Source organism: Synechococcus sp. Lug-A (genome assembly GCF_024345655.1).
GTDB lineage: Bacteria > Cyanobacteriota > Cyanobacteriia > PCC-6307 > Cyanobiaceae > MW101C3.
This window is the reverse complement of sequence record NZ_JAGQBN010000003.1, coordinates 55754-81912: the sequence shown is the minus strand read 5'-3', so window position 1 is coordinate 81912 and position 26159 is coordinate 55754. Positions and strand designations below refer to the sequence as shown.

29 protein-coding genes and 1 riboswitch are annotated in these 26159 nt (G+C 67.3%); of the genes, 15 read left to right on the top strand and 14 right to left on the bottom strand.

Translation table 11 applies throughout. The features are described from left to right. The first annotated feature begins 119 nt into the window (after positions 1–119). The 3 genes from KBY86_RS03160 to KBY86_RS15265 are packed head-to-tail and all read left to right on the top strand — an operon-like array spanning position 120 to position 2502. A complete protein-coding gene (locus tag KBY86_RS03160) occupies positions 120–1025 on the top strand; it encodes an imelysin family protein (RefSeq protein ID WP_255140158.1) in 906 nt (301 codons plus the stop codon). Then, positions 1025–2302, top strand: coding sequence for a di-heme oxidoredictase family protein (locus tag KBY86_RS03155; RefSeq protein WP_255140156.1), 1278 nt, complete (start codon positions 1025–1027; stop codon positions 2300–2302). The genes KBY86_RS03160 and KBY86_RS03155 overlap by 1 nt, the downstream gene beginning before the upstream one ends. Then, the gene (locus tag KBY86_RS15265) at positions 2299–2502 is read left to right on the top strand and encodes a DUF3721 domain-containing protein (protein WP_399221027.1); all 204 of its coding nucleotides are present in this window, start codon (positions 2299–2301) and stop codon (positions 2500–2502) included. The genes KBY86_RS03155 and KBY86_RS15265 overlap by 4 nt, the downstream gene beginning before the upstream one ends. 10 nt (positions 2503–2512) lie before the next feature. Here the strand turns inward: KBY86_RS15265 and KBY86_RS03145 are convergent, their stop codons facing one another. From KBY86_RS03145 to KBY86_RS03120, 6 genes are all read right to left on the bottom strand, one after another. Then, a complete protein-coding gene (locus tag KBY86_RS03145) occupies positions 2513–2866 on the bottom strand; it encodes a hypothetical protein (protein WP_255140155.1) in 354 nt (117 codons plus the stop codon). Then, positions 2836–3117, bottom strand: a complete 282-nt coding sequence (locus KBY86_RS03140; RefSeq protein WP_255140154.1) for a HupE/UreJ family protein — start codon at positions 3115–3117, stop codon at positions 2836–2838. Before KBY86_RS03140 ends, KBY86_RS03145 begins: the two co-directional genes overlap by 31 nt. 23 nt (positions 3118–3140) lie before the next feature. Next, positions 3141–3305, bottom strand: a riboswitch (cobalamin riboswitch). Between the two features lie 19 nt (positions 3306–3324). Beyond that, positions 3325–3876 (bottom strand): hypothetical protein, encoded by a 552-nt coding sequence (locus KBY86_RS03135; RefSeq protein WP_255140153.1) that lies wholly within the window; start codon positions 3874–3876, stop codon positions 3325–3327. Further along, the gene (locus KBY86_RS03130) at positions 3873–4478 is read right to left on the bottom strand and encodes a HupE/UreJ family protein (protein WP_255140152.1); all 606 of its coding nucleotides are present in this window, start codon (positions 4476–4478) and stop codon (positions 3873–3875) included. The genes KBY86_RS03135 and KBY86_RS03130 overlap by 4 nt, the downstream gene beginning before the upstream one ends. A gap of 56 nt (positions 4479–4534) precedes the next feature. After that, positions 4535–4960, bottom strand: a complete 426-nt coding sequence (locus tag KBY86_RS03125) for a hypothetical protein (RefSeq protein WP_255140150.1) — start codon at positions 4958–4960, stop codon at positions 4535–4537. 14 nt (positions 4961–4974) lie between these two features. Next, the gene (locus tag KBY86_RS03120) at positions 4975–5226 is read right to left on the bottom strand and encodes a DUF3721 domain-containing protein (RefSeq protein WP_255140149.1); all 252 of its coding nucleotides are present in this window, start codon (positions 5224–5226) and stop codon (positions 4975–4977) included. A gap of 97 nt (positions 5227–5323) precedes the next feature. On the opposite strand from KBY86_RS03120, the gene KBY86_RS03115 reads away from it, so the two are divergent. The 6 genes from KBY86_RS03115 (at position 5324) to KBY86_RS03090 (ending at position 8834) form a co-directional block, all read left to right on the top strand. Next, the gene (locus KBY86_RS03115) at positions 5324–5797 is read left to right on the top strand and encodes a MerR family transcriptional regulator (protein WP_255140147.1); all 474 of its coding nucleotides are present in this window, start codon (positions 5324–5326) and stop codon (positions 5795–5797) included. A gap of 5 nt (positions 5798–5802) precedes the next feature. Then, positions 5803–6357 carry a DUF4236 domain-containing protein gene (locus KBY86_RS03110; protein ID WP_255140146.1) on the top strand — a complete coding sequence of 185 codons (555 nt, stop codon included), beginning with the start codon at positions 5803–5805 and terminating at the stop codon, positions 6355–6357. 107 nt (positions 6358–6464) lie between these two features. Continuing rightward, a complete protein-coding gene (locus tag KBY86_RS03105) occupies positions 6465–6707 on the top strand; it encodes a hypothetical protein (RefSeq protein ID WP_255140145.1) in 243 nt (80 codons plus the stop codon). 57 nt (positions 6708–6764) lie between these two features. Next, on the top strand, positions 6765–7124 hold the full coding sequence (locus KBY86_RS03100; protein WP_255140144.1) for a VOC family protein: 360 nt from the start codon (positions 6765–6767) through the stop codon (positions 7122–7124). 39 nt (positions 7125–7163) lie between these two features. Then, positions 7164–7991: a class D beta-lactamase gene (gene blaOXA, locus KBY86_RS03095; protein ID WP_255140142.1), complete on the top strand. Its 828-nt coding sequence runs from the start codon at positions 7164–7166 to the stop codon at positions 7989–7991. A gap of 381 nt (positions 7992–8372) precedes the next feature. Beyond that, the gene (locus KBY86_RS03090) at positions 8373–8834 is read left to right on the top strand and encodes a hypothetical protein (protein ID WP_255140141.1); all 462 of its coding nucleotides are present in this window, start codon (positions 8373–8375) and stop codon (positions 8832–8834) included. A 31-nt stretch (positions 8835–8865) separates the two neighbouring features. Here the strand turns inward: KBY86_RS03090 and KBY86_RS03085 are convergent, their stop codons facing one another. Next, complete coding sequence (locus KBY86_RS03085) at positions 8866–9237, bottom strand: AbrB family transcriptional regulator (protein WP_255140140.1); 372 nt, start codon at positions 9235–9237, stop codon at positions 8866–8868. 774 nt (positions 9238–10011) lie between these two features. Between KBY86_RS03085 and KBY86_RS03080 the strand changes: the two genes are divergently transcribed. From KBY86_RS03080 to KBY86_RS03065, 4 genes are all read left to right on the top strand, one after another. Beyond that, positions 10012–10659 (top strand): hypothetical protein, encoded by a 648-nt coding sequence (locus tag KBY86_RS03080; RefSeq protein ID WP_255140139.1) that lies wholly within the window; start codon positions 10012–10014, stop codon positions 10657–10659. Between the two features lie 104 nt (positions 10660–10763). Next, on the top strand, positions 10764–11258 hold the full coding sequence (locus tag KBY86_RS03075) for a type IV pilin-like G/H family protein (RefSeq protein ID WP_255140138.1): 495 nt from the start codon (positions 10764–10766) through the stop codon (positions 11256–11258). Positions 11259–11423: 165 nt separating this feature from the next. Beyond that, positions 11424–12938, top strand: coding sequence for a DUF1254 domain-containing protein (locus tag KBY86_RS03070; RefSeq protein ID WP_255140137.1), 1515 nt, complete (start codon positions 11424–11426; stop codon positions 12936–12938). Between the two features lie 92 nt (positions 12939–13030). Continuing rightward, on the top strand, positions 13031–13831 hold the full coding sequence (locus KBY86_RS03065; protein ID WP_255140136.1) for a hypothetical protein: 801 nt from the start codon (positions 13031–13033) through the stop codon (positions 13829–13831). 126 nt (positions 13832–13957) lie between these two features. Here KBY86_RS03065 and KBY86_RS03060 read toward each other — a convergent pair whose 3' ends face one another. The 3 genes from KBY86_RS03060 to KBY86_RS03050 all read right to left on the bottom strand — a co-directional run bounded on the left by KBY86_RS03060 (position 13958) and on the right by KBY86_RS03050 (position 15128). After that, a complete protein-coding gene (locus KBY86_RS03060) occupies positions 13958–14245 on the bottom strand; it encodes a helix-hairpin-helix domain-containing protein (RefSeq protein ID WP_255140135.1) in 288 nt (95 codons plus the stop codon). Between the two features lie 119 nt (positions 14246–14364). Next, positions 14365–14619 (bottom strand): DUF1651 domain-containing protein, encoded by a 255-nt coding sequence (locus KBY86_RS03055; RefSeq protein WP_255140134.1) that lies wholly within the window; start codon positions 14617–14619, stop codon positions 14365–14367. Then, the gene (locus tag KBY86_RS03050; protein ID WP_255140132.1) at positions 14616–15128 is read right to left on the bottom strand and encodes a hypothetical protein; all 513 of its coding nucleotides are present in this window, start codon (positions 15126–15128) and stop codon (positions 14616–14618) included. The genes KBY86_RS03055 and KBY86_RS03050 overlap by 4 nt, the downstream gene beginning before the upstream one ends. A 1237-nt stretch (positions 15129–16365) precedes the next feature. On the opposite strand from KBY86_RS03050, the gene KBY86_RS03045 reads away from it, so the two are divergent. Both KBY86_RS03045 and KBY86_RS03040 read left to right on the top strand, forming a co-directional pair. Continuing rightward, positions 16366–17004, top strand: a complete 639-nt coding sequence (locus KBY86_RS03045) for a hypothetical protein (protein WP_255140131.1) — start codon at positions 16366–16368, stop codon at positions 17002–17004. A gap of 188 nt (positions 17005–17192) precedes the next feature. After that, entirely contained in the window at positions 17193–19337 is a 2145-nt protein-coding gene (locus KBY86_RS03040) for a 4Fe-4S binding protein (RefSeq protein WP_255140129.1), read from the top strand. A 15-nt stretch (positions 19338–19352) separates the two neighbouring features. On the opposite strand, the gene KBY86_RS03035 is transcribed toward KBY86_RS03040, so the two are convergent. The 4 genes from KBY86_RS03035 to KBY86_RS03020 all read right to left on the bottom strand — a co-directional run bounded on the left by KBY86_RS03035 (position 19353) and on the right by KBY86_RS03020 (position 26158). Beyond that, positions 19353–21569: a PhoX family phosphatase gene (locus KBY86_RS03035; protein ID WP_255140128.1), complete on the bottom strand. Its 2217-nt coding sequence runs from the start codon at positions 21567–21569 to the stop codon at positions 19353–19355. Between the two features lie 340 nt (positions 21570–21909). Further along, positions 21910–22875: a substrate-binding domain-containing protein gene (locus KBY86_RS03030; protein WP_255140127.1), complete on the bottom strand. Its 966-nt coding sequence runs from the start codon at positions 22873–22875 to the stop codon at positions 21910–21912. Next, entirely contained in the window at positions 22872–23594 is a 723-nt protein-coding gene (locus tag KBY86_RS03025; protein ID WP_094510628.1) for a PspA/IM30 family protein, read from the bottom strand. Before KBY86_RS03025 ends, KBY86_RS03030 begins: the two co-directional genes overlap by 4 nt. Before the next feature lie 47 nt (positions 23595–23641). Beyond that, a complete protein-coding gene (locus KBY86_RS03020) occupies positions 23642–26158 on the bottom strand; it encodes a DEAD/DEAH box helicase (RefSeq protein ID WP_255140312.1) in 2517 nt (838 codons plus the stop codon). Position 26159: the final 1 nt, after the last annotated feature.

Here is a 26159-nt window from a genome sequence, read left to right as displayed (position 1 = left end):
TGCCCCGAATCCGCCGTTGGAGTCAAGCCCTTGCATTCGGCCTGCCTCTGTGCCTGGGCCTGGCCCTCACCGGTTGTGGTACACCCAGCAGCACGGCCGCGCCCACGAACGAGACGGTGGTGACGACCTTCGTGGAGAAGGTGGTTCTGCCCAATTACACCCAGATGGTTGCGGACACCGGCGCCCTGCAGGCGGCCATCCGGCGCCTAACGGACCAGCCTTCCGACGCGCACCTTGAGGCGGCCCGGCAGGCCTGGCGCTCGGCGCGCCGGACCTGGGAGACCAGCGAAAGCTGGGTTTTCGGCCCCGCCGAAACCGAGGGCTTTGACGGCGCCTTGGATTCCTGGCCCGTGAACCGCAAGGACCTCGCTGCGGCTCTGGGAGGTGCCCCGTTCACACCTGAAACCTTCGCCGCCCTCAGCGACACCGCCAAGGGCTTCCACGGCATCGAATGGGTGATCTATGGCGGCCGCACCGGCGCACCACCCGACGCCGCCCTGCTCACACCCAACGAGCTGGCCTATCTGCGCCTGGCGGCCGACGACCTGCACCGCCAGGCCGAAGGACTCCTTGCCAGCTGGTCGGGGCCCCAGGGCTTCGGCGCGCGGATTAGCGCCCCCGCCGAAGCCGGCACGGCTGTGCAGGAGATGCTGCAGGGGGTGATCGGCCTGCTGCAGGAGGGGGGCGACGAGAAACTCGGCCAACCGCTGAAAACAAAAGATCCCCACACCCTGGAGAGCGCCGATAGCGGCAACACCCAGGAGGATCTGCTCGCCAATGTGCAGGGCGCCCGACAGGTGCTGTTGAGCACTGGTCTGCTGGAGCTGATCCGCAGCAAAGATGCGGAGCTGGGCCAACAGATCGACACACAGACGTCCCAGGCAGTGGATTTGGCCAAGGCCCTACCACACCCGATCAACGATCACCTCGACAACCCAGCCTCCCTGCAGGCGATGGAGGAGCTGATCAACCAGCTGCACAGCACCGCGAAGCTGGTGGAGCGATCGGTGCCCCTGTTGTCCTGATGGCCCGTCCCGACCGGAGTCTGAGGCGCCTCCTGCTGGCGGCCCTGGCCCTGGCAGTGGTGCTCGGGCTCGGCCTGCGGCAGGTGTGGGGAGCCGCCGATCCCCAGCTGGCCGCCGGTGCGATGACGGTAGCCAATCGCACCTCGGCCTCCTTTGAGCAACCGGCCGCCGGCCTCACCCCCGCGGAGCTGGAGCGCCACCAGGTGGCCGATGGGCTTTTCGATCGCACCCATGTGCCTCTGGAAGGTGCCCCTGGGGCGGGTCTGGGGCCCCGCTTCAATGCCGCCTCCTGTATTGCCTGCCATGTGCGCAACGGCAGGGGGCGGCCGCTGATGGGGGAATCCCTGGTGCGGGTGGCCCTGCGGGATGCGCGGCCCGTGCCGGGCATCGGCCACCAGGTGCGTGATCGGGCCGTGATGGGCGTCCAACCCGATGCCGCCGTGCAGGTGGAGTGGCAGGACCAGGCGGGCCTGCGGCGGCCTGTGGTTCGCCTTGAGGCGGAGGCCCCCATCGACCTTTCGACCCGCTCAGTGGCCCGTTCCCTGCGGGTGGCGCCTCCCCTGATCGGACTGGGGCTGCTGGAGGCGGTGCCGGAGGCCACGATCCTCGAGCACGCCGACCCCGACGACCGCGACGGCGACGGCATCTCCGGCCGGCCCCACTGGCTCAAGGGCGATGGCGTCCGGCGTCAGCTAGGACGCTTCGGTTGGAAGGCGCTCTCGGCCTCGGTGCGGGATCAGACCGCCGCCGCCTTCCTCAACGACATGGGCCTCACCAGCCCGGGGGACATCGGTGCGCGGGACCTGGAGCTCGTGACCTTCTACAGCCAGACCTTGGGGGCGCCCCGCACCGCCCAGCCGGCCTCCAGACCGGTGGTGCGTCGGGGGCAGGAGCTTTTTAGCGAGCTGCAGTGCGCCCGCTGCCACGTGCCGCAACTGGCCACGGCACGTTCCCCCCAGGCGGTGGCTCAGGTGATCAACGACCAGAGGATCTGGCCCTACACCGATCTGCTCCTCCATGACCTGGGCCCCGGCCTTGATGACGGGGTGTCGGAGCGGGGGGCGGCCGGGAGTGAGTGGCGCACGGCACCCCTTTGGGGGCTGGGGCTCACCCAACGGGTGAACGCCTCCGCGGGGTTCCTCCACGACGGCCGGGCTCGCACGATCGAAGAAGCGATCCTCTGGCATGGCGGCGAAGCGGCGGCCTCGAAGACCCGGTTCGAGCGGTTGCCGAAACAACGCCGAGAGGACCTGCTGGCCTGGTTGAGGCAGCTTTGAGTGCATCGTTTCCGCACCAAACAAGAGCGGCTGATCAGACCAAACCCTGGCGCTACCCCGAGCACCAGGGGGTCACTCCGAATCCATACACCTATCCCAGTAAGCAGGTGGCGCTCCAGAAGGCAAGGGAACTGGGCTGCGAGGGCGCCCATGCCATGGGGTCGCTGTGGATGCCTTGCCGTGAGCATCCACAGCCGTAACCCAGCGCCTTCAGCGCACCAGCAGCCCGATCGGTCCGAGCACCAGGAATCCGCCGAACAGGGCCAGCACCAGGTCCAGCTTGGCGGTCCAATGGGCCGGTAGGCGCCTGAGCACGAGATAGGTGCCGCCACTCACCACCAGCGAGTCGGCGAACGCCCCGAGCCACCAGCTGGCGGCCGAGAGATCTCCGGGCGCCTCCTGACCGTGGAGCATGGCGTGCACCGCCACGGCGGTGGCGATCAGGGCGCCGCAGAAGCCCAGGGCAGGCGCCTTGCAGGAGCGGTGGCTGCGCAGCACCAACACCGCCACGGCCGAAATCGCCAGGGCCGCGATCACCTCAGCGGCCGGCAGGGCACCGCCCATTGCCCCGAAGATGCCACCACCGATGGCGCCGGCCAGGGCCCAGAGCAGCAGCTGGCCAGAGATGTAGGAGGCGGCAGCCCCACCCCAATCAACAGCAGCAGGTGATCGGTGCCGAGCAGGGGATGGAGGAAACCGCTGGCGATGCCGCCGTGGGCGATGCCATGGGCCTGGGCGGGCTGATCCAGCAGCAACACCAGTGCTGAGGCCGCGCCAAACAGGGCCAGAGATCTGGCAGAAGCAGAAAGGGTCATGGTGGAATCCGGTCCGCGCCGGAGAAGAAGGGGCTGGGCACGGCGAGCGTTCTGACTGAGAGGGCCATGCCCCCCATCACAGCTGCGGGACAGCGCCGGACTCGGCTCAGGAGAACCCTGCACCCCACCGGACTTTCCTCGTTGCCTCCAGGGAGTGACCCACTGGAACCGTGATCTCCATTGTGGGTCCGGCTGGCTGCAGGGGCATCACTGTGGGTGACGGACCAGCCAACCGAACATCAGCAACGAGGCGGCGGTGATCCAGCTGCCGCCCACCCGCACAGCGATGGCCCGCCAGCGGGGATGGGGCGGAGCCAGCAGCTGGCCCAGAAGGGTGGTCAGGACGGCGATGGCGACGGTCTCCCCCAGCAGGGCCGCCAGAGCACCGGGGTGTCCGGCGAGCGCTGAACCCGCCACCAGGGCGAACCCAGTAGCCAGGAGGGCGACGGATGGCAACAGCACCCGCGCCCGCAGCCGCACCCCCAGGGCCACGAGCAAGCCGGTGGCTGCCACCACGGCCGTGCAGGCCACCGCCTGCAGCAGCTCAGCGGACAGGTGGAGGCCGATCAGGCCCCCCAGCAGCCAGGCGAGCGCCAGCAGCAACGGCAGACGATCCGTGCAGGGTCTGCCGGACTGCACCGCCAGCAGCACCAGGGCGATCACCAGCAGCAGCTCCGTGGGCTCCAGAAACAGCCGCGCCATGCCATCACCCCAGGGCCCGAAGCCGGTGGGGGTGAGATGGGCGAGGAGCGCGATCACGTGAGGGCCTGCTCGAGGAACAAGAGCCCGATCAGCGCTACGACCCCACCGGCTCCCTGCACAAAGCGCCGGCCACCGGGCCAGCGGCGCGTCTCGCCCAGCAGGATCCCCAGCAGGTGCAAAAGGCCGGTGGCGATCACAAACGCGAGGCTGTAGAGCAGGGCGTTGCTGCCGGCGGGCAGTTCAGCGCCATGGGCATGGCCGTGAAACACCGCAAAGGCGGAGACGATCAGCGCCGCCAGCCAGAACGGTGGTCTGAGCTCAAACAGCACCATCTGCCCCATCACCAGGCCCGAGACGGCGATGCCGATCTCCACCCCCGGAATCGGCACCCCGAGCAGCCCCAGCAGCCCCCCGAAGGCCATCACCAGCGGGAAGGCCACCGGCAGCACCCAAAGGGCCGGCGGGCCGAGCACTGCCCCCCAGAGACCCACGGCCACCATGGCCACGACGTGATCGAGACCCGAGATGGGATGAAGCAAGCCGGCCACGAAACCGCCGCCGGGGTGGCCATCGGCATGGGCCCAGGCAGCCGCCGGCGCCAGGGCCAGGGCCGCTGCAGCAGTGGGCAGCACTCTGAATTGCCAGTGGATGCGGTTCATCAGCTGCGAGCCAATGGGTTTCATCCTGGACCTGCGGACGAATCCCAAAAGATCCCTTACTCAGGGTGCTCGGCGCAGGGCATCCAGAGGGAGCCCATGGCATGGACGCCGCTGCAACCCAGTTGCCGCGCCCTCTCCAGAGCCTGCTCGCGGCTCGGGTAGGCCATCAGGTTCTGTGGCGTCTGGCCGGGGGAGCTGTGGTGGTGCTGATGCAGGGCACCGGCAGGAGCCCCCAGGCGCCGCGGGCCCATGCCTTCAAGACCTGCCCACCAGACCCCCATCACGTTCACTCCCGCCACCAGCACGCCCATTCCCACCACACAGGCGTTGAGCACACCCATCCCCACCACGCCAATGCTGATGACCCCCATCGGCACCACGCCGATGCTCACTACCCCCATCGGCACAATGCCGATCGAGATGATGCCCAGGGGCGCCAAACCGAAGGCGATCCGCTTGGGCTTGTCGCCGCACTGGGCCATGGGAGAGCCTGGTGTCAGTGGGAGGTCCCGGAGCCGTGGCCGTCACCGTGCTTGGCACAGGGCATCCACTGGTTCCCCATCTTGTGGGCGCCCGTGCAGTTGAAGTGGAGTTTGGCCGCCTTCTCCGCTTCTGCCTGGCTTGGGTAGAGGGCGGGCACGCCGCCCGTGCCAGTGGCTGGAGCAGCCAGGCCAGCGGCTGAGAGCAGGAGGTTGGCGCCGATCGCGGCTGCCGTCCGGGCTGCCCATGGACTGGAAAGGCTCGACATGGAACAGGGAGGGGCGGAGCGAGCGCAGGTATAGCTGCTGAACACCAAGCCTACCAAAAGCCTCCAGCAGAGCACACTTAGTGGAGAGTGGTGATTTGTGGGCTTCGACGCCTGCGGATGCCTAGGTTCGCAAGGCTCCATTGAATGGAGGGTTTTCGCCGTGGCCCGCCAGGGAACACTTTCATCGTCGCCTGATCCCAGCCTGCGCATCGGCGAGGTGGCCCGGCGCACGGGTCTACCGGTGAAGACAATCCGCTTCTACTGCGACGCGGGATTGCTCCAGCCGAAGGCTCGCTCGGAAGGCGGCTACAGGCTGTTTGATCAGGAGAATCTCGCTGAACTGGCGATCATTCGCGCCCTACGGGCGATGGATGTGTCGATTCCCGATTTGACGAAGATCCTGGAAGTTCGGCGTTCCGGTGTCTGCAACTGCTCCGCTCTGAAGCACAGCATTACGGCCCAGATGGACTCCATCAGCCTGCGCATCGACGAGCTGGCCGCCATGAAGGATGAGCTGGCTCGTCTGCTGAACAGCTGGCAGGACTGCGGTGGCTCCAAGGCCGACGACTGATTGCCATGGGGTTCCGTTTCCGCCGCTCCGCGCGCCTGGGTCCGCTGAGGTTCAACTTCTCCAGGGGGGGACTGAGCTCGATCTCCGTTGGCGGGCGGGGGGCTTCCTTCAACATCCCGGTGAACCGCAACGGTGGGCCCCGCACCACGGTGGGGCTGCCGGGCACCGGCCTGAGCTGGAGCGTGGATCACAAACCGGATCGCCCCGCCGCGGTCCCGGCCGGCCCTGCGGCGCGCCTGCCCAACAGCCGCCGGTTGCGGCGGGGCCAGCTCGATGCTCTCAAGCACTCGCTGCTGGGAGTGCTCCGCCAGGACCTGTTTGCTGCCGGCTCCGCAGGCGAGGAGCTGTGGGAGCAGGGCCTGTTGAGCCGTCTCCTCGCCGATGCCTCGATCGGTGCGCGAACCAATGGCCTGTTGGCGCTGATCGAAACCCCGGAGGCGATGGAGGCCTACGTGTTGCGGGCCCAGGGCCAGGACGATGCGAAACGCCGAGCCCAGCGCTGCATCACGGCCGTACAGGAGGCCACAAGGCTTGCCGCTGGACGGGGTTGGCTCGCTTGAGACGGCTAGGGCAGGTGCCCGCAAGGCCGGTTCCCCGTATCGGCACGCACCCGCCTGAACCGTTCGGCAGGCCAAGGATGGAGCCGGAAAGAAGGAGATACCCCCGCATGCGTGAGGTCGTGTTCCTCGTTCTGGCTGAACGCCCCGGCCACCTGGAAGTCCAGGCCGAAACCCTGCCCATCCGCATCACCGCCCCGACTCTGGAGGAGCTGCAGCACCAGGCCCGAGAGGCCCTTATTGAGCACCTGGGGCCGGCCCACTGCACGGTTCGGGTGCGCGTGCGCCGCGGCCCCACTGCTGCCGTCAGCAGCATCCGTCCGGTGGTCCGCCCTGGAGCTCTCTGCTGCTGATCTGGGATTCCCGAGCCAGAGGCCACCGCCATCACCGGCTCGATCACCAGCTCACTCGTGCTGGCCGCCGACGATCCCGCCGCCCTGGCGCGGTTTTATGGAGCTCTGCTCAACGTGGAGCCGCAGCCGGGCCTCAGCAGCACGCACTGGCGGGTTCCTTGGCCGGCCGGTGGTTGGTTGGAGGTGTACGCCCCATCCAGGAGCCGGCCTCAGCCGCGGCAGCCGGGGCGATTGGCGCTCTGCCTGCAACGAAAGGCGGATGGATCGGGCGCGCATGCTGTGCTCAACGATTGGATCACCGCAGCCCTGGCCCTGGGTGACTCCCTGGAGGATCCGCCGCGGCAGGAATCCTTTGGTGCCGAGGCCTGGCTGCTGGATCCGGAGGACAATCGGCTGCTGCTGTTGGTGCTGCCCTGAGGGTTGGGCGAGGCTTGCCTGCATTCCCTGCCAACCTCCATGGTCAAGCCATTCACGCTGGTCGCGGTGGCTGTGCTGGCCCTGCCCACAGCTGCAGCCGCAACGCCCTGGCGAGACGAGCCGGCCGTGACGGCCCTGTTCCGCGACGCCGGCGTGGATGGCACCTTCGTGCTGCTGGATGAAGGCCGCGGGGAACTGCGCGGCCACAACCGTGAGCGGGCCGAACAGCGTTTTGTGCCGGCCTCCACCTTCAAGGTCGCCAATGCCCTAATCGGTCTGTCCCTAGGCGCGGTGCAGAACGTGGATGAGGTGATCCCCTACACCGGCGATGCCAACCCGTTCATGCGCGAGTGGCTCGAACCCATGGGGCTGCGCGGAGCGATGCGGGTCTCGAACGTGCCGCTTTATCAGGAGCTGGCCCGTCGCATCGGCCTAGTGCGGATGCGTGAGGCGATTGAGCGTCTGCACTACGGCAACCAGCAAATCGGCAGCAACGTGACCACCTTCTGGCTGCTGGGCCCGCTGGCGATCAGTGCGGTGGAGCAGACACGCTTCCTCTCGCGCCTGGCCCACCAGCGCCTGCCCTTCCCCCGGGGCGCACAGCAGCAGGTGGCCGAGATCACCCAGATCGATTCCGGCCCGGGGTGGCGCCTTCATGCCAAGACCGGTTGGCAGAACGCCCCGGGAGCCGGCGTGGGCTGGTGGGTGGGCTGGGTGCAGAAGGGGGACCAGATCACTCCTTTTGCCCTCAACATCGCCATGGCCGGGGCTGCCGATGCCCCCAAACGCGATCGGCTGGGGCGCAGCAGCCTTCAGGCCCTTGGGATCCTGCCGGGGCCACCGAGGGGGCCTGTCCTTGAGCCGTGAAGTCCCCTTCATGAAGCCCCATTGCCTCCGGTGAAGAGCGGTGTCGAATGGGCGGAAGCCATTGCTGACACCCGCCGGTGGGCCCATCGTGGCTGCAACGGGATTCGGAGGCTCCATCGATGGAAGACACCCCCCCTGAGCAGCCTCGAGGAGCGCGCTGAGGATCCGGCCCCTGTTCCAACACTCTCATCGGATCTCTGGCTTCCCTGGCGTGTCACGCCGTCGCCGTCCATTGCACCGCCATAGGTGCCCCGGACCCAACGGGAAGTCCCACTGGAACCCTGGCCCCAGGTGCCAGCGTCAGCCACTCCGCCCCCATCAACCAAACTTCTTCAGAGCCCGGTGGCCTCGTCACCGGGCTTTGTCGTGTAACCCAGCGCCATGGCTGACCTCACCGACATCCACCAGGCTCTGGTCGAGGACTACCGCGAGTCCTTCGAGATCGCCGCCGGCAAGCTGCTGGCCCAGCCCAGCTGGACCCTGGAGGCCACCGTGGTGCTGATGCACCTCCACAACGGCGCCGTCACCATCGGGCCGGTGCGGAGCCTTCCCCTATGGCTGGATCACCTCCCGCCAGAGCTGGACGAGTTCGTGCGGCTGCAGGAACAGGGGGTGCCCTTCGAGGAGGCCTATGCCCGATGCCTGGCGGAGCAGGGACAGGAGTTTGTCGATGCCTGCGAAGCCGCCAAGCGAAGCAAACCGCTGGTTACCCACGACAACCTGGCCGAGCTCACGGCTCTTTCCCAGAAAGGGTTCTCCCGGGAACCCCGCGAGCTGCTGGCGCTGGCCCAGTGGTCCGACCATGTCAGCGGCTTCCTGGTGTCTTGCGAGCCCTTCCGTTGACCTGAGAGCGACGGCCCCGCAAGCGCCTGGCTCATTCCTCGTCGTCATCCCCACCAGCGGGAATCAGCCGGATCTGCTTGCGACCCAGCTTGATCTCGAATTCGTCGCCGGGCTTGAGATCAAGCAGGCCGGTGTAGGCCTTGCCCACCAGCAGGTTGCCGTTGCCCTGCACGGTGGCGACATAGCTCAAGCTGCGGCCAGCCTTCCCTTTGCCGTTGCCACCACCCTCTCCGAGGCTGACGCCCTTGGCCTCCAGCAACGCCTCATAGAACGCCGTGAAATTCAGCCGTTCGCTGCCGTCTTTCTTAGTGCTCACATAGCCGGAGGCTCGCACCAGATCGGACTTGGAGGCATCACCCAGCTCCTTGACTTTGGCGAGCAGGTCAGATCCGGTGAGGGCCATGGTGGTGATGCATCCATCAGCTGGACCATAACGATCAGGCTGTTGGCTGCCAGAGCAAGAAGGTGCGGGTGTCCGTCCCTTCACCGGAGGCTTTCGCAGGCTTGCCTGTCACCGTTGCGGACCAGATCGATACGCCTGATGACATCAGCGCCGGTACATCCCCGCGCCAGGTGCTCCGAAGCCCGCGCCAGGGCGAACCCCGGCTCCGGAGGCAGGCCCACCGAGACCACCCGGATTCTCCACGGGTCGTGCCTCCACACCGACACCTGCTTCTCCCACACCGGCGCCGGGCAGGACCCCTGCGCCGGAGGCAGGACCGCCGACACCACCGGCTCCTACCCCTGGCTCCCGATCGAGGCCAGGCCCCGCCGCACCGAACCCTGCCCCAGGAGCCACACCCGCCCCGGATGCCGGGCCCCCGATCCCCCCGGGATTCGGACGTGCCAGGCAGACACTGCCTGCGGCCAGGGAGAAAGCCACACCAGAGACGACCAGGACAGCGAGTTCATGGATCCTTTTCATGGCACGAGCGGGGAGAAGACCTCCTGCTTAGCAGGGGCCGCTTCGCTTGGCCTCGGTCTTCCCATGCACCAAACCAATCTGGGTTGATCCCAACTTCAGCGGGTGACGTTCCTCGTCTGATCACCGTCCTTCGTGACAGCTTGGGACTAGAAAAAGCCAAGTACGAACCGTCTGTTCGTGGCGATCACCCCACCCGATCCGGTCTCGAGACGCCAAAACGTTTGGCTCCGTGCCACTGCGGCGCTGCTGGTGATGATCAGCCTGGCCACGGCCGCCAGCCAGGGTATCCAGCCGGCCCTGGCCCGCCTCGGACTGGGTGGCGGAGTGGGCGTAGGCGGTTGGGGCAGCGGTGTGGGCGGCTATCGCTTCGGTGGTGACGTTGGAGTTCGCGGCGGCTACGCGGGCTACCACCCGGTCTATGGAGCCGGTGTACGGCCAGCTGTGGGGGTCGGCGCTGTGGACCGGGGCTTCTACGCCCGGCCTTACGCCGGCTTCCATCCAGCCTGGGTCAATGGCGGCTACTGGGGGGCACGACCCTGGAGCGCAGGCTGGTATCAGGTGAATCCTGCCGGCTGGAACTGGTGGGGTCCAAGTGCTGCCGCCTGGGGGCTGACGGGGCTGGCCACTGGTGCCGCGATCACGGCGCTGGTGAACCAGGCGGCGGCGCAGCAATCTGCCGTGATCCCAGTGCCGCAGACCACCTACACGCTCAACTACGGCTCAGTGGAGGCCGTGGGCAGCCAGGGGGCGAGCTTCTTCTACAGCGTCGATGGAGGCCCGCAGCTGTTCGGTGGAGCGAACTGCCAGGCGGGCCTCGTCGACGGCCAGCCGCCGGCTTCTGCGGCAGAAGCCCAGCTGCTCAATGCGGTCTGCCAGGTGGCCTATGGGGCGCCGGCCTGAAAGGGCTGTTACGGAGGCCTTCCTGCTGGTAACTTCGCCAGATTGCCACCCGGCAACAGAGGCCGTTCATGCTTCCTTCCTTCCGTCAGACCATGCTGCGGTCCATGGCGGTCTCCGCCCTGTTGCTGGGTGTGGGCAAGGCGGTAGGCCTGCCTGCAAACGCTCAGCTTCCGGCGAATCCAGATCAGAAGGCCGCCCTCAAGGCCGTGGCCCAGATGATGGAAGGCCAACGCACCTACTACCAGAAAAACGGGGCCTTTCGTGCCGCAGTTTCCAACATCCAGCAGGATTTCGGCATCACCCTGCCCGCCACCTTCGACTATGCCGTGCGCACCACCACGGAAGCCGCCTACAGCTATGTGATTCCAGCCCAGGGTCCGAAAGTGGGCCTGCTCAATGCCTATGTGGGAGCAGCCTTCCTCACCCCCAGCCAGAACCCCAAGATCACCACGATCATCTGCATGAACCTTCAGCCTGGCCAGATCCGTCCGGCGGATCCCCAGCTTGTGCTCGGAACCCTCATGGCCAATCCCACCGGCCGCCTCGTGCAATGTGGCGATGGCTCGGTTGAAGTGAAGGCCTCGATGGTCAACGAATGAGGCCTGGCTCAGTTGTGCAGCCAGGAAGAGCGTATGCACATGAAGGGGTCGTTGGTTTGTCAACCATGATTTGGCTTAATCCGTATCTCTGTGCTGCCTTTTCAATCAGAATATGAAGATTTTTCTGTCTAAAATTAAGGTGTATCGATACGTTTTCCTTCTTCGATGGGGCCACTGGCGATGAATCACCTGAACATGCGCTCGGCGAACGTCGCGGTCCGAGCTGGATTGATCGGCTTGCTGCTCGTATCGGTGTCGGTGCTCCCCGCCTTTGGGAAGCGCGACGACGCGGTCAGCCAGGCGGCGAAGAAGGACATTGTCGCCGGCGTCCCTGCGCCCGGCATCAAGGAGATGAAGCGCATCGCCGAGCAGGCCTACGTCTACGGCTTCCCGATGATCGCCGCCTACAAGGCGATGTACGAGTTCAACGTCGACAAGGCGTCGCCGCAGTTCAAGGCCGGCTTCAACCAGGTCTGGAACGACGCCAAGACCTTCACCCCCAAAGACACGGCCATCCCGACGCCGAACGCCGACACGCCCTATTCGATGATCCAGGCCGACCTGCGCGCCGAGCCGCTGGTGTTCTGCGTGCCCGAGGTCGAGAAAGGGCGCTACTTCTCGGTGCAACTGGCCGACCTGTATTCCTTCAACTACGGCTACGTCGGCAGCCGCACCACCGGCAACGGTGCAGGCTGCTACTTGGTCGCTGGCCCCAAATGGAAGGGCGACAAGCCCGAAGGCATCGCCAAGGTGTTCCGTTCGGAAACACAGTTCAGCCTGATCATCTTCCGCACCCAGCTCTTCAACGCTGCCGACATCGACAACGTGAAGAAGGTGCAGGCCGGCATCCGCGCCCAGCCGCTTTCGGCCTTCCTGAAGCAGCCCGCGCCGCCCACCGCACCGGCCATCGCGTTCCCGCCTTTCGTTGGCCAGGCCCCGTTCAAGACCGACTTCGCGGCCACTCTCGACTTTCTGCTTCAGTTCGCACCCGTGGTGCCGGAAGAAAAGGAGCTGCGCGCCAAGTTCGCCAGCATCGGCATCGGCCCGGGCAAGACCTTCAACTTCAATGACCTCTCGCTTGAGCAGAAGGCGGCGGTGGGCCTGGCCGTGAAGCAGGGTTACGAGGCGATCGAAAAGCGCCGCGACAGGATCGGCAAGGACATCAACGGCTGGCTCGTCGGCGCCGCCTTCGGCGACCGCGCCTTCTTCAAGGGCGACTACGAGCTGCGCGCCGCCGCCGCGATGGCCGGCATTTACGGCAACGACGCCGCCGAGGCCATGTACCCGTTGGCCAAGACCGACGGCACCGGCGCTGCGCTGGACGGCAGCAAGCACCGCTACACCCTGACCTTCGGCAAAGACCAGTTGCCGCCGGTGAATTCGTTCTGGTCGGTGACGATGTACGACGGCAAGACGCAGTTGCTGATCGACAACCCGATCAACCGCTACCTGATCAATTCGCCGATGCTTCCCACGCTGAAGAAGAACGCGGACGGGTCGCTCACGCTGCTCATCCAGAAGGATTCGCCCGGCAAGGACAAGGAAGCCAATTGGCTGCCCGCGCCGGATGGCCCGATCTACATGGTGATGCGCCTGTACTGGCCGAAGGACACGCCGCCTTCGATCCTGCCGCCAGGCGAGGGCAGCTGGAAGCCGCCTGCGCTGATGCAGGCCAAATGATGAACGGAGGTGCCAGTCTCGTTCCCTGATTAGCGCTTATCCCGATTCGGTATCTCGATTCCCCCTCACTCAACCCCTCGAAAGATTTGATCATGAAGACTCTTCAGAACGATGTGCCGGCCTTCCTTGCCTCTGCCGCGCTGGTCGCTGCAGTGGCCTGGAACCCCACGGCTCAAGCGCAGGCCAAACCGGCAACCGGACCGATCATCAACCTGACAAATCCTTGCCCAATCAAGGCTGAGAACTGGCGCGGCAGGGCCTTCTACGAGATTCTGTTCATGTTCCGCCAGCCCAACGGCGGCGGCATCGGCAACTACTTCAACTCTCTCAGCAACGCCCTTCCCGCGCCCAACGACGTGATGGACGCGCGCTTCCGAGCCCTGAATGGGGATACCTTAAAGAAGGAGTTCGGGGGCGACGGGGTCTTCTTCAATGGCCCACGCCGTCTGGTGGCGAACACCATAACCGCTTCGTCCTGGGATGGCTGCAAGCAGAGAGTGATCGCCGGGATCCCCTTGAACCTGGACGGAACCTTCGAAGTCCCAAGTTTCAAGGAGTTCGTTTCCGGACCGCCGGTGGCCTACAAGCCGTTGGTCTCCAAACGTGACAGTCGCATGATCTTCAATGCGGGCGAAACGGTGTATGAGCTGATCACACCCGAGGGCGCCGTCTACACCATGTTCAGCCTGTCCCTGAAAGCCGACCCCAACAACACCATCGAAAACCTGCCCACCCTGGGCAAGCGCCTGACCTTGCCGAAGGGATGGCAGTTCAGATCACGCAAACTGGACAAGGAGATGGTTCTGACGGCCGCCTCCGACTCCAACCCGCCCAACACCGTCGTTCTCGACCAGCTTGAGGGCAACTACCAGTTCAATGCTGGCGCCAAGTAGTGGCCTGTGTGCCGCCCGGCGAGGGCAGCTGGTCGCCGCACACTTTGATGCAAGCAAAGTGATTTCTTTCACCACGATTTGTGAAGGAAGTAGAGATAGAAATGTCCCTACTGGCTGCTTTCAGGCTTACTGATGCTCGGCCGGGCCATAGGTGGCGCAGGACGCGGAGATGCGCGACTTTCGCTTGATCCGCACCGCCCGGGCGGTACCGACGCCATGGCTGTTCAGGAAGACCATGATTTCGCGCACCACCTTCTGATCCGCCCAGGCCTGGCGGATCCGCTGGCCCCGCACCGGGCCGATGCCGGGCACCTCCCGCAGGTGCTCCGGGCTCTGCTCGATCACCTCGAACACCTGATCGCCGAACACCGCCACGAGCTTGCTGGCGTAGATCGGGCCGATGCCGCGGATCATCCCCGGGCAACCAAGCGATAGCGCCGGGGTTGACGGCTGCTGATGATCGGCAAGGAGGTGGCCATCGGTTCAGAGCTCAGCTTGGTGGAGGGGTGGATCGGTTTGGGTGATGGTGACGATCACCACAGGGCGCTGCAGGGACTCCAGCCCGCCTTGCGTTTCTCACCCCAGAGCTTGAGGGCTTCATCCCGGCTGATCTCCCGGCGGTTCTTGAGCAGCGGCACCTGCTCGCCGGGAAGCAACTCGCCGCTGGTGATCTCCAGCCGCTGCACTTGGCGCTCCCAGCGGGTCGGGCGAAAGCGCAGCACCTGACGGCCGTTGCTCAGCCAGCCCTCCTTTGGCGTCAGGGGGACACGAGGTGATGGCCGACTCATGCCTCTGTGAGTCGGGCCGCGATCAACCGGCAGCACTCCTGCACATCGCTCGCGCTCTCTACCCCCTTGCCGAGCGAGCAGAAGAACTCACGCCACAGCGGCGGCACCGCCAGCAGGATCAGCGGCCTGCCCGCATTGAGCGCATGGGCGGCTTCTGAGGCTGTGCCGGGGCCTCCGCCCCCGCAGATCACCACCACATCGGCGCTGAGCACGTTGATCACGTTGCGGGCCTTGCCCATGCCGGTGAACAGGGCCAGATCCAGCTCCGCCGTGCTTTGCCTGTCGTCACCCTTCCCTTCATCGGGCAACACCCCCACCACCAGGTGCCCCTCCACCCGAGCCGCGCCACGGCTGGCCGCCGCCATCACCCCCGCCGGGCGGCCACCGGTGAGCAGCACCCAACCCCTGACGCTGATGCGCTCCCCCAGCTCCTCGGCCAGGGCCACAGCCTCAGCGGAGGCGCCCTCTCCGGCACCCATCACGCCCACCACCGTTCGCCGGATGCTCATGCCACCTCTGGGCACCAGCCCCGCTGGCGCGTCATGTCCTCGGTCCAACCATGGCACCGGCGGGTGAGGTGCTCCGTCCACTCTCTAGCGCCCACTGTGCAGCTACCAGCTCTGGAAAACGAGCACCAGCATCAATTGCTGCGGGGGTTACACCGGCCCATGTGTTCGGATAAGCCTTGGCTGACATGAACCAAAGCAATGTATGCCAGATCTAATAAGACTAGTAATATTGGTACATAATCCGGTCAGCGGTCCATTATTGGTCCACCAGCTTTGACTAACTCAAGCCCAGCCCTGTAATGGCAAAGGATCTCAGGCACAAGACACCACTACCAGGAGATGGTCGCCGGTGGCGACAGCGGTGGTGGCCCTACCACTGAAGCCCCAGGCGCCTACCAGCCAAAGAAAGACGATCCAGTCGGCATGGCGTTCTTTCCACTGACTCTCGTTGCATCGTCATCACCAAGGGCACGTTCTGCTCATGCATGAATCACCATGCTCATGCACGTTGTGTCCATGAGGGTTCGTGCACAGCCGCCATGGGTCAGGTTGTGCTGCCCGATCAACCCATCACCGCTTTCGGCAGGAAGGCCTGGGGTTGCCGATCAGCTTGGCCGGCAAGCCAATGGCTGATTGCCGGAGTCAAGACAGCACCGAAGGGGCTGTTTCACGCATGACTCCATCAATGGTCGGCATCCCGTGAGAGACGCGCGCCTACTCCCTTGGGCCCTTGGCTGTGAATGGAACCGGAAACGAACTGACGCTGGGCTCAATGTTGGCCTCAATGAAGCCGTGCTGGCCTCGGCGGCCGTAGCGTTGATGAGGCTTCGTTCGGGGGGTAAGAACGTTGCCGGCTTGCAATTGAAATCTGACTTCGTATAGTCTTGCGATTGAAATCTGACGTTATCCACTCCTGCAAGTGACATCTGACTCTGTAAGTTTTCCGTTGCCCTGAGTGGTTCTGCTGGTAGAGGCCGCAAATGCATTCGGATCGACAGTCCTTCGATCGGATGGCGCCCTTGGGAGTCTTGATGAGCGGCTGATGGACTTGGATTGCAACCGCTGCAAAAGAGTGGAGGGATGCAGGCATCGCCTGAAGCAGACACTCACACCTGTGCCACAACGGCCACTGGTCTGTTCAGACCATGGTGTAATGACGCGCCTCGATTAGGCGGCCTGGGTCACATTCGGTCACCGCTGGCTCTGTGGCAATGCTTGCTCCTGGCGAGCAGTTCGATTGACTGACAGGGCTCTGAGTGCCGAAACGATGGACGGACGCTTGCAACGCCTGTTGTTCACCTCGCTGCTTCCCTATTCCCTGGTCCTGGGGCTGCTTCTGCATCTGCCGGCGCGGGCCTCCACCTACCAGGCGCTCTGCGGAACCAGTGCCTGCACCGTGAACCTCGACGCCACCGGTATCGCTGCTCAGGGGCGTTTCATCCCGATCGGTCGGGTGGCCCAGTGGTTCACGGGCGGCCAGGAAACCTTCGACACCACCAACGGCACGGTGGGCGCGATCGGCGGCGGCACCGCCGGTGCGATTGCCGGCGGCGTGCTGCTGGGCCCGATCGGTCTGGTGGGGGGCATGGTGGGCGGAGCCTTCGCGGGCTCCAGGGCTGGCAAGTCGGCCGACCTGTATTTCACGGTGGTGGGCTATGACACCGCCGGCCAGAAAACCACGCTCAGTTTTCGCTTTGTGAATCCGAAACCGGCCAATCAGCTGAAGACAGAACTGCCGATGCTCACCGGTCTGGCGATGGGCCAGGTTCGTCCGATCGCCGAGCTGCAGCGCACCGGCTCCCCTCTGCCGGAGCGTCTGTCGGATCTGCCTCCCTCCCTGGCGATTCCCTCCCAGCCCTACGGCCCGCAGCGTTGAGGCGCAGGCCCGGTTGGTTGCGGCTCAGCCGTCCTGGCTTGGTTGCATCGCACAGCAGCACGGTTGCAACGCACAAAAGCGCATCAGAGTGGAGCTATTCGCAGGCACTGGCCTTGAACGTGCCCCTGCCCCCGGACTCCGAAGGCTCTCTCGCCTTGCCTCGCGAAAGGGAACCGGCTCCACCATCAGTGACGCAGGATTCGTCCAACGTGCCCGAGGCCTTCCTGCGGCTGGCTCCGTTTCTGGTGGGCCCGGCGCGGCGGGGCGTGGTGGGCTCCAGCCGCTACGCCCGCACCTTGCGTGAGGCGGTGCACCGCGCTTCCGCCGACCCCGCCCACGGGCCGGTGCTGCTCTCGGGGGAGCCGGGGCTGGAGAAGGACAACCTGGCGGCCCTGATTCACCGTGGCTCCAGCCACCGCCGCCGCCTGATGGTTCGGCTGGATGGGGCGCTGCTGCGCGCCGATGGCAGTGACCTGTTCGGTGCCGCCGGCAGTGGCGGGCGCGGCTCTCTGCTGGAGGCCCTCGGCGATGGCGCCCTGCTGATCTGCCAGCTCGATCGGGTCGATCCCGTCCTGCAGCCCGCGCTGCTGCAACTGGCCCGTGACGGCAGCTGGCAAGCGCCGGGGGAGCCGCCCCAGGGCCAAGCTGGCGAGCAGCATCACTTCGCCGGGCGGGTGTTCTTCACCGCCGAATCCGCTCTGCCGGCCTTTGATCGGGTCTGCAGCCGCATACGGGTGCCGGCGCTGCGGGTGCGGCGCCAGGACCTGGGCGAATGGTTGCGCTACCTGCTGCGCCAGCAGAGCCGCCACCTGGGCTGGCCGCTGGCGCCGGCGGTGGGGGCGGAGGTGATCCGGCGGCTTCAGACCCACGACTTCCCGGGCAACATCCGCGAGCTCAAGCAGCTGGTGGAGCGGGCCCTGCGCCAGCTGCCTGTGCCGTCTGCCGATGCCGCCACCCAGCGCCCACCACCGCAACTGCCTGAGGAGGTGTTCTGGCTGGCGCCACGTCAGCCGCGCTTGCGCTTCGATCTGTGGCGCTGGAAGCCCTCTCTGCGCCCCCGTATGCGTTCGCCGCGCTTCTGGAACGCGCTGTTGTTCGGCGTGGTGAGCTGGGTGTTCGTGCTGGTGAACATCTGGCTGTGGGCCGGCCCCCAGGACCGCGCCCACAACGGTGGGTTGGTGCTGTTCTGGGCCTGGTGGTGGCCGCTGATCCTGATCGGCTACCCGCTGGTGGGGCGCCTATGGTGCTCGTTCTGTCCGTTCATGGTGTGGGGGGAGATCGCCCAGCGGCTGGCCCGCGCCGTGGGCTGGCGTCCCGCCGCCTGGCCCCACGGCGACACCGACGCCTGGGCGGCGCCCTGCCTGGCGGCCGGCTTCGCGGCGATCCTGCTGTGGGAGGAGCTCAGCGGCATGGAAAACCAGGCCCGGCTGAGCAGCAGCCTGCTGCTGGTGATCACCGCCGGCGCGGTGATCTGCTCGGTGCTGTTCGAGAAGCGCTTCTGGTGCCGCTATCTGTGCCCGGTGGGGGGCATGAACGGCCTGTTCGCCAAGCTCTCCGTGCTGGAGCTGCGTGCCCAGGCCGGCGTCTGCGGGGGCAGCTGCACCAGCTACGCCTGCTTCAAGGGGGGGCCGGCGGAAGGCGAGGGGCTGGCCACGGCCGGCTGCCCGCTCGGCACCCATCCCGCCCACCTGGCCGACAACCGTAACTGCGTGCTCTGCCTTACCTGCGTCCAGGCCTGTCCGCACCGCTCGGTACAGCTCAGTGTGCGGCCCCCCGCCGCCGATCTGCAGCGCGACATGCGGCCGCCGGCGGGGGAAGCCGGCCTGATCCTGGTGCTGGCCGGTGGCGTTTGCCTTCACGTGTGGCAACGCCTGCTGGGCGGCCTGCCGCTGGCGCCCGCCAGCCTGCAGGAGGGTCCGCTGCTGCCCCGGCTCGCCTTCGCCGCTGTGGCACTGGCGCTGCCGTCCGCGCTCTTCCTGCTGGTCCGGCCGGTGGCGGCGCTGCGGGCCTCCGTGCCAGCTCCCGGTCTCCGCCTGTCGCTCTATGGCCTGCTGCCGCTGCTGTGGGCGCTCCTGCTGGCGCGCCATCTGCCGCTCGGCATGGCGGAGGCGGGGCTGGTGCTGCCGGTCAGCTTCCAGGCGCCGCTACCGGCCTGGAGCGCCGACCCCCACGTGATCGCCTTCTGTCAGAGCGTGGTGGTGCTGGTGGGCGCCGCAGGCTCACTGCTGCTGCTGCGCCGCTTGCTGACGCCGGGGCGGTTGTCGTTGTGGGGCGGCTCGTTGGCGGCGCTGCTGCTGGCGGCGGCGGGCCGCTGGCTGGTGGCGGTGGGCTGATGCACTGATCGTTGATCACTGATCACTCGGGCGCGGGCTGGTGGGCGCCAGCAGCGGAGCGCCATCCAGGCGCCGGATTGCCACCACCCCTGGCATGGGTGGCCGACCCGGCACCCCTGACGGCCAATTCGAGCCCAGCGGCACCCACCGCAACTGCTCGAAGGTGCGGCCATCGCGGTTCACGAGCGGATAGCCCTGGCCTTCGCGGGCTTCACCGGCCCTGGCGCCGTGCACTTCGCCAGGGTGCTGCACGGCAAGAAACAGGCTGGTTTCGGCGGCATCGAAACAGGGACCGCACAGCTCGCATTCCATCGGCCCTGTGGCGAACAGCAGCGCCTCGCCCGCAGCCGGGCCACTGCGGGGCAGCAGCCAGCAGCCGTTGTTGCCGAATTGCTGGATCTCACTGCCGCGGCCGGAATGGTCGGTGACCATCCAGAGGTTGCCGGCCCGATCGAAGGCGAGGTTGTCGGGGTTGGAGAAGCCGGCGCCGCCCTGCCATGGCGTGCCACCGGTGGCCGCCATGCTCCAGCGGAAACGGCTGCCCGCTTCGGGGTCGCCATCGCTGAGGCGCAGGATCCAGCCGTGCGGCCAGCTGGCTTCACCGGCCGGGCCACGGAAGATGGCGGGATCGGCGCGGCCGTCGTCATTGGCGCCGCCGGCAGTGAAGGCGACCAACAGGTCGCCGTTGAGCGGATCGAGATCGGTGTCCTCCGGCCGTGCGGAGGGCGTGGCGCCGGCGGCGCTGGCGGCCAGATGGGCATCGATCAGGATCGCCCCCATCCGTTGCTCCCCCTTGCCCGGGTAGAGGTCGCCGAGGGTGGGGAAGCGGCGGCGGTAGTCGGCCACCTGGGCATCGCTGCTGAAGCTTTCGGCGCCGGCCTGGCGCCGGTCGCTGTGGGGCAGCCGGCAGGCTTGCGACACACCGTGGCGTTCGAAGTGGCTGGGCAGCAGCGGATCGACGGCGGTGGCCGGCGCCAGCGGAATCCACTGGCCGCTGCCGTCAGCGGCGAAGCGGGCCGCCTCAAGGCGGCCGTCCTCCAGCAAGCGAGAGTTGGCAGGGTCGGCCGCATCGCGGATCCGCCCTGCGCTCACGAAGCGATAGAGATGGCCGCCCATGCGGTCGCAGCCGGAATACACCACCAGCGGTTCACCCGCCTGCGCGCGCACCGCCACCGCCTCATGGCGGAAGCGCCCCAGCCAGCTGTGCTTCACGGCGGGCTGCTCAGGCCGCTGCGGATCCAGCTCCACCATCCAGCCGTACTTGTTTCCGGCCAGGGCGAAGGGATTGCCGAGGCCTTTCACCCGCTGTTCGCCGAACTGGAATGGCAGCTGGGCCGGCGACGAGGCGCTCCCATCGGCATGCACCGCCTCCACCACCTGATCCTGGATGTTCTCCTCAGCGCTGAGCACGGTTCCCCAGGGGGTGACGCCACCGGCGCAGTTGGCGAAGGTGCCGATCACCCGATCACCGAGGCCGTCGTCGTAGCCGAGGCGCTCGCGGGCGCGGAACACAGCCGCCGCTGGCCCACTCACGCGCAGCAGGGCGGTCGGATCCTCCAGACCGCTGAGCCCATCGATGCGCCGGTCGTAGCGGCCCGGTTCGCGCCGCCAGCTGCCCTCGCCATCGCGGCGCAGGGCGATCACGCCGACGCCCAGATCGCGCAGGGCTTCCGCCGCCAGCTGGCGGCACTGCCGCGCCAGGGGGTCGCTGGGATCGAGCGACGGCACGTCCACAGCCCCGCCCCGCTCCAGCAGCGCCTGGATCACGGCACGGCCGGGCAGCTCCGCACCGGTGGCTTCCTTGAAGCCTTCCAGCCAGGGCCGCGGGCTGATGTACTCGAAGTTGACCGTCAGCAAGGCCTGGCCATCGCCCAGCTCCCGCAGGGCCAGGTAATCGTTGTTGTAGCCAAAGCGGCCTGCGGCCACTGGCTCCCCCCACACCGCCACCAGCTCGGCGCGGTAGCCGTCCGGCACCACCAGCCGGTCATCGAGCGTGATCGTGCTGAACAGCCGCTCCTGCTCGGCGCCACTGAGCCCGGCCACCGGCAACGGCAGGGGTCCGGGCAGGGGCTTGAAGGGCAGGGCGTTCAGGGAGGGAGGCCGCCGCGCGGCCGTGCGGGAAAGGGCCTGGGCGGCCGGCGGGTTGGCCCCGCCAGAAGCGGCGGCAGCGGCAGCCGATACCCCCAGCAGGGCGAGCAGCTCGCGGCGGCGCAGGAGCGGATCAGCAGCCATGGGTCATGGCGATGCGCAGGGGGCGCACGCCCGAGAGGCCATCGCAATACTGGCGGATGCGCCGGACGGGAGGGAGTCCGATCCAGGCGGCCAGGCCAGCGTGCCTGAACCTGTTCGGGTGGTCAGCGCGGCTGCTCGAGCGAGCCTGGCTAACCCACTCCCTCGCTGACGTGTGTGCTCCGGGCATTGCCGGCGGGACTGTCCTCCCCTCAGATTGTCGGAGCGGGGTTAAGGCTGGCTCAAGCTGCGCTCAAGGGTGGGTTGGGTTGTGGTGAGGGCCGTCTTCGGTTCGGTGGAGCGTTGGTCACGGCGATGGGCCTGTCGCCAGGCTGCTCCTGGTTCAGGGCCCCTTCACGCCTGCGGCGATCGCCGCGCTGCCCTGGGGTGAGAGGGCGTAGCCGAGGAAGGCCTGGACGGCGGGGCCGGCCGGCTCCCGGTAGGCATAGAAGAGGGGACGCTTGAAGGGGTAATCCTGCGCTTCCGGGGTGCTGCCGTCGATCGGCACCACGCGCACCGTCTGTTGATCAGCGACCTGGGCGTAAGTGGCGTAGCCGATGCCGTCCGCGCTGAGCAGGCGCAGCATGGGCGTGGTGGCGTCGCGCTCCATGGTGGTGATGGTGGGGCCACTGCCGAAGGGCTGCCCCTCCAGCACCAGGGCGCGGAAGGCCGAATGGGTGCCGCTGACGCTGGGGCGGTTCAACACCCGAATGGCCCGATTTGGGCCGCCGAGCGTGGCCCAGTTGATGATCTCGCCGCGGAAGATCTGCACCGCCTGACTGCGGGAGAGGCCACGGCGGAAGGGGTTGTCGATGCCCACCACCAGGGCGATCCGGTCGTCGGCCACCGGCACGGCTCTCAGGCCCCGCCCCTGCTCTTCAGAGGTCAGCGGCCGCGAGATCGCCGCCAGGGTCACGGAGCCGCCCAGCAGCGCCTGGATGCCGTTGTCGGTGCCCACTGCGGCGGTGGTGACCTCCGTGCCCGAAAACGCCGCCATGAAGCCGGCCTTGAGGGCTTCGTTGATCAGCACCATGCTGGTGGAGCCATCGATGCTGACGGCCGTGCCGGCCGGCACGGCGCTGGGCGGCGGGAAGGCGGCCGCCGCAGGCTCCTGGCCCGGTAGACCGGGCAGCCCCTGCGGCAGGCTGGGGACCCCTTGCGGCAGGCCGGGCAGGGAAGGACGGGCACCCAGCAGGCCCAGGAGTTGGTTGCGGCCACCCCAGAGAGCACCGGCTGCGATCACCAGCAGCAGGATGTACACGATCGGCGGCGGTCCGCTGCGTTTGCCGCTCGGGGTCTCACCGTTCATGGTTGCCTGTCTTCGAACTGGGGCAGGGGGGCAGCTTCAAGGGCCTGAAGCCGCTGGGTGACCTCCGCATCGAGCGAAAGCTGTTCCAGATCGGCCGTGAGCTTTTCCTGCGGATTTTCGCTGAGTTCGGCGAGGGCGGCGTTGCGCAGATTTCGACCCTCCACCGCGTTCCTTGCCTGTTCGAAGGAGGAGCGGGCGGAGCCGATGTCGAAGTCGTTGTTGACCTTGGCGATCGATTCCAGCGCGGCGTTGACTTCCGCCAGATCCTTCATGTTCTGCATGTCGCTCTTGTAGTGCTCGAGCTTGAGGCGCTCCCGGTTGAGCTTGTCCTTGGAGGCGGTGACATAGGCCTCAGCCTGCTGCACCTGCTGCTCCAGGGCGGGCAACAGCTTCTCGATCTGGATGGCGCGGCCCATCGCCAGCTTGGCGCCGTCGATCTGGCCGGCCCGCTGGGCCAGCTGGGCCTGCTGCTCGTAGGTGCTGAGCTCGATCGTTTTCGTCTGGTACTTCTTCTTGGCCCGCTCATAGGCGCCCACCTGCATGGCCACCGCCTGGGCGAGTTTCTGCACGGATAGCTGCATCGACTGCAGGGATTCCTCCGCCACCGCCACCGCCACCTGGCCGCCGGATTCCACCGGCCGCCCCCACAGCCAGCGCCAGCTACCCACCACCACACGGCCGGCTCGATCGCCCATCAGCCAGTAGATCAGTCGCTTCACGGGAAGGTGCGCCGTCGCCCCAGCGTACGTAGCCCGTCCAGTGCGGCTCAGATCCCCTCGGCCCGCCTCGCCTCCGCCATCAGCCGCTCCAGCCTGGTCAGCACCGATTCATTGCTCATGCGGTTGTTGAGCCGCTCGGCCAGCAGCGGAAAGGCGAACGGCCCCGGACGCGGCGTGTGCTCCAGCCGCAGCTCGCTGGCCCGCAGACGCGTGAGGGCGGCCTGCAGACGGCCCAGCTCCAGCTGCTCGTCGAGCACCTCACGGCGTGCCTGGGCCAGCAGGCGGTTGGCCGGCTCGTGCTGCTGGAACACATCAAACAGCAGGCTGGCACTGATCTGCAGTTGGCCGCCGGTTTTGTTCTGGCCAGGAAAGCCGTTCAGCACCAGCCCGCTCACCTGGGCGATCGCGCGGAAGCGGCGGCGGCACAACTCCGACAGGTTGATCGTGCGTTCCAGGTCGTCCTGCAGCCCCGCCGCTTCCAGCAGCGCGTCGCCGGCCTGCTCGAACAGCTCGGCGAAGGGATAGCCGCGCGGCGCCAGCAGCTCGAAGCCGTAGTCGTTCACTGACACCGTGATCGTGCCGGCCTGAAGCCGCGCCAGGCGGCCGGCCCAGAGGAAGCCGAGGCCCTCATGCACGAAGCGCCCTTCAAACGGATAGGCGTAGAGGTGGCTGCCTTCGCGGCTGCGGGTGATCTCCACCAGAAACTCATGCGCGCGTGGCAACGCCGACACCTCGTGCTGGCGGCGCAGCAGAGGCTCCAGGGCGCGCAGCTCGGGGGTGTCGAGCGTGGCGGCATCCTCGGGGTCGCGGCTGGCCGCCAGGGTCCGGGCGCAGCGGTCGACCTCCTGGCGCAGGTGTTCGCTGAGCAGGTCGGAGAGGGCCATCTGCCCACCGGCCCAGGCCGGCACCAGGGTGCTCTTGCGGGTGCTGGCCTTGACCAGGGCGGTCATGTCGCGCAGGCGCACGAACTCCAGCTGGCGGCCGGCGAAAAAGAACACATCGCCGGGCTTGAGCCGGCTGACGAACCCCTCCTCCACATGGCCGAGCGTGGCGCCCCGCACCACCTTCACCGTGATCGAACGGCTGGCAGTGATCGTGCCGATGTTGAGGCGGTGCAGCCGGGCGATGGCGGTCTCGCGCACCCGGTAACGGAAGGGAGCTTCTGCGTGGTCTTGCGGTTCACGCGTGCGTTCAGGCACCGCACCCGCCAGCGGGGTGCCTTCCACTGCCGTGGTTCCTGCTGGCGCCGCCAACGGCTCGCGCTCGAGCTTGCGGTAGCGGGGATAGGCGCCGAGGCAGTCGCCGCCGTGCTCGAGGAAGCGCAGGCACCAGTGCCAGTCGTCGTCGCTGAGCTGGCGGTAGCTCCAGGCGCTGCGCACGCTGGCCAGCTCCTGCGCCGGCTCAAAGCCCGGCCCGCAGGCCAGGGTGGTGAGGTGCTGCAGCAGCACATCGAGGGGCGCCTGCGGTGGCCGGCGCCGTTCCACCAGCCCCGCCGCCAGACCGCGCCGCATCGCGCTCACCTCCAGCAGCTCCAGGGCGTTGGTGGGCATGAACAGCACCTGGGAGGTGCCGCCGGGGCAATGGGCGGAGCGGCCGGCCCGCTGCAGCAGCCGCGCCAGGTTCTTGGCACTGCCGATCTGCACCACCCGCTCCACCGGCTGAAAGTCAACGCCCAGGTCGAGCGAGCTGGTGCACACCACCCAGCGGATCCCGCCTGTCTTCACCCCCGCTTCGATCGCCTCCCGTTCGGCCCGGTCGATCGAGCCGTGGTGCAGCGCCAGTGCCCCCTCCATTTCCGGGCAGGCATACCGCAGGCATTGATGCCACCGCTCCGACTGGTTGCGGGTGTTGGTGAACAGCAGCGTGGAGACGGTGGGATCGAGTGCCGCCACCAGCTCTTCATACATGCGTAGGCCCAGGTGACCCGCCCAGGGGAAGCCGTCGATCTGGTCGGGCAGCAGGCTGCGGATCTCGGTGTGGCGGCGCAGCTTGGCGGTGACGATCAACGGCGGCGGAGCCGCTGCCCCCACCGCCGCGCGCGCCGCCTCCTCCAGGTTTCCGATCGTGGCGCTGATCGCCCAGGTGCGCAGGCCCGGCCGGCGCTGGCGCAACCAGCTGAGGCACAACTCGCACTGGCTGCCGCGCTTGCTGCCCATCAGCTCGTGCCATTCATCCAGCACCACCGTTTCGAGGCCGCCGAACAGCTCGTCGGCCTTGGCCCCCGCCAGCAGCACCGACAGCGATTCCGGCGTGGTGATCAGGATCTGGGGTGGCTGGCGCAGCTGGCGGCTGCGTTCGGCACTGGCGGTGTCGCCATTGCGGATGCCCACGCGCAGCGGCCAGCCCATCGCCTCGATCGGCGCGCGCATTGCCAGGGCCAGATCGCGGCTGAGCGCCCGCAGCGGCGTGAGATAAAGCAGCCGGATGCCCGCACCTGGACGCGCCAGCATGCGGGCGATTGGACCCATCACGGCGGCGTAGGTCTTGCCGGCGCCGGTGGGCACCTGGATCAGCCCGTCGCGGCCCTCCAGATAGGCCTTCCAGCACTGGCGCTGAAACGGCATC

Bases quoted from the DNA above. Each gene is read 5' to 3' on its own strand.
- KBY86_RS03110 (WP_255140146.1), top strand. From the start codon at position 5,803: ATGGGGTTCCGTTTCCGCCGCTCCGCGCGCCTGGGTCCGCTGAGGTTC.
- blaOXA (WP_255140142.1), top strand. From the start codon at position 7,164: ATGGTCAAGCCATTCACGCTGGTCGCGGTGGCTGTGCTGGCCCTGCCC.
- KBY86_RS03155 (WP_255140156.1), top strand. From the start codon at position 1,025: ATGGCCCGTCCCGACCGGAGTCTGAGGCGCCTCCTGCTGGCGGCCCTG.
- KBY86_RS03080 (WP_255140139.1), top strand. From the start codon at position 10,012: ATGATCAGCCTGGCCACGGCCGCCAGCCAGGGTATCCAGCCGGCCCTG.
- KBY86_RS03075 (WP_255140138.1), top strand. From the start codon at position 10,764: ATGGCGGTCTCCGCCCTGTTGCTGGGTGTGGGCAAGGCGGTAGGCCTG.
- KBY86_RS03130 (WP_255140152.1), bottom strand. From the start codon at position 4,478: ATGAACCGCATCCACTGGCAATTCAGAGTGCTGCCCACTGCTGCAGCG.
- KBY86_RS03090 (WP_255140141.1), top strand. From the start codon at position 8,373: ATGGCTGACCTCACCGACATCCACCAGGCTCTGGTCGAGGACTACCGC.
- KBY86_RS03145 (WP_255140155.1), bottom strand. From the start codon at position 2,866: ATGGGCGGTGCCCTGCCGGCCGCTGAGGTGATCGCGGCCCTGGCGATT.
- KBY86_RS03055 (WP_255140134.1), bottom strand. From the start codon at position 14,619: ATGAGTCGGCCATCACCTCGTGTCCCCCTGACGCCAAAGGAGGGCTGG.
- KBY86_RS03120 (WP_255140149.1), bottom strand. From the start codon at position 5,226: ATGTCGAGCCTTTCCAGTCCATGGGCAGCCCGGACGGCAGCCGCGATC.
- KBY86_RS03035 (WP_255140128.1), bottom strand. From the start codon at position 21,569: ATGGCTGCTGATCCGCTCCTGCGCCGCCGCGAGCTGCTCGCCCTGCTG.
- KBY86_RS03125 (WP_255140150.1), bottom strand. From the start codon at position 4,960: ATGGCCCAGTGCGGCGACAAGCCCAAGCGGATCGCCTTCGGTTTGGCG.
- KBY86_RS03070 (WP_255140137.1), top strand. From the start codon at position 11,424: ATGGGGCCACTGGCGATGAATCACCTGAACATGCGCTCGGCGAACGTC.
- KBY86_RS03065 (WP_255140136.1), top strand. From the start codon at position 13,031: ATGAAGACTCTTCAGAACGATGTGCCGGCCTTCCTTGCCTCTGCCGCG.
- KBY86_RS03140 (WP_255140154.1), bottom strand. From the start codon at position 3,117: ATGACCCTTTCTGCTTCTGCCAGATCTCTGGCCCTGTTTGGCGCGGCC.
- KBY86_RS03020 (WP_255140312.1), bottom strand. From the start codon at position 26,158: ATGCCGTTTCAGCGCCAGTGCTGGAAGGCCTATCTGGAGGGCCGCGAC.
- KBY86_RS03105 (WP_255140145.1), top strand. From the start codon at position 6,465: ATGCGTGAGGTCGTGTTCCTCGTTCTGGCTGAACGCCCCGGCCACCTG.
- KBY86_RS03030 (WP_255140127.1), bottom strand. From the start codon at position 22,875: ATGAACGGTGAGACCCCGAGCGGCAAACGCAGCGGACCGCCGCCGATC.
- KBY86_RS03050 (WP_255140132.1), bottom strand. From the start codon at position 15,128: ATGAGCATCCGGCGAACGGTGGTGGGCGTGATGGGTGCCGGAGAGGGC.
- KBY86_RS03060 (WP_255140135.1), bottom strand. From the start codon at position 14,245: ATGATCCGCGGCATCGGCCCGATCTACGCCAGCAAGCTCGTGGCGGTG.
- KBY86_RS03085 (WP_255140140.1), bottom strand. From the start codon at position 9,237: ATGGCCCTCACCGGATCTGACCTGCTCGCCAAAGTCAAGGAGCTGGGT.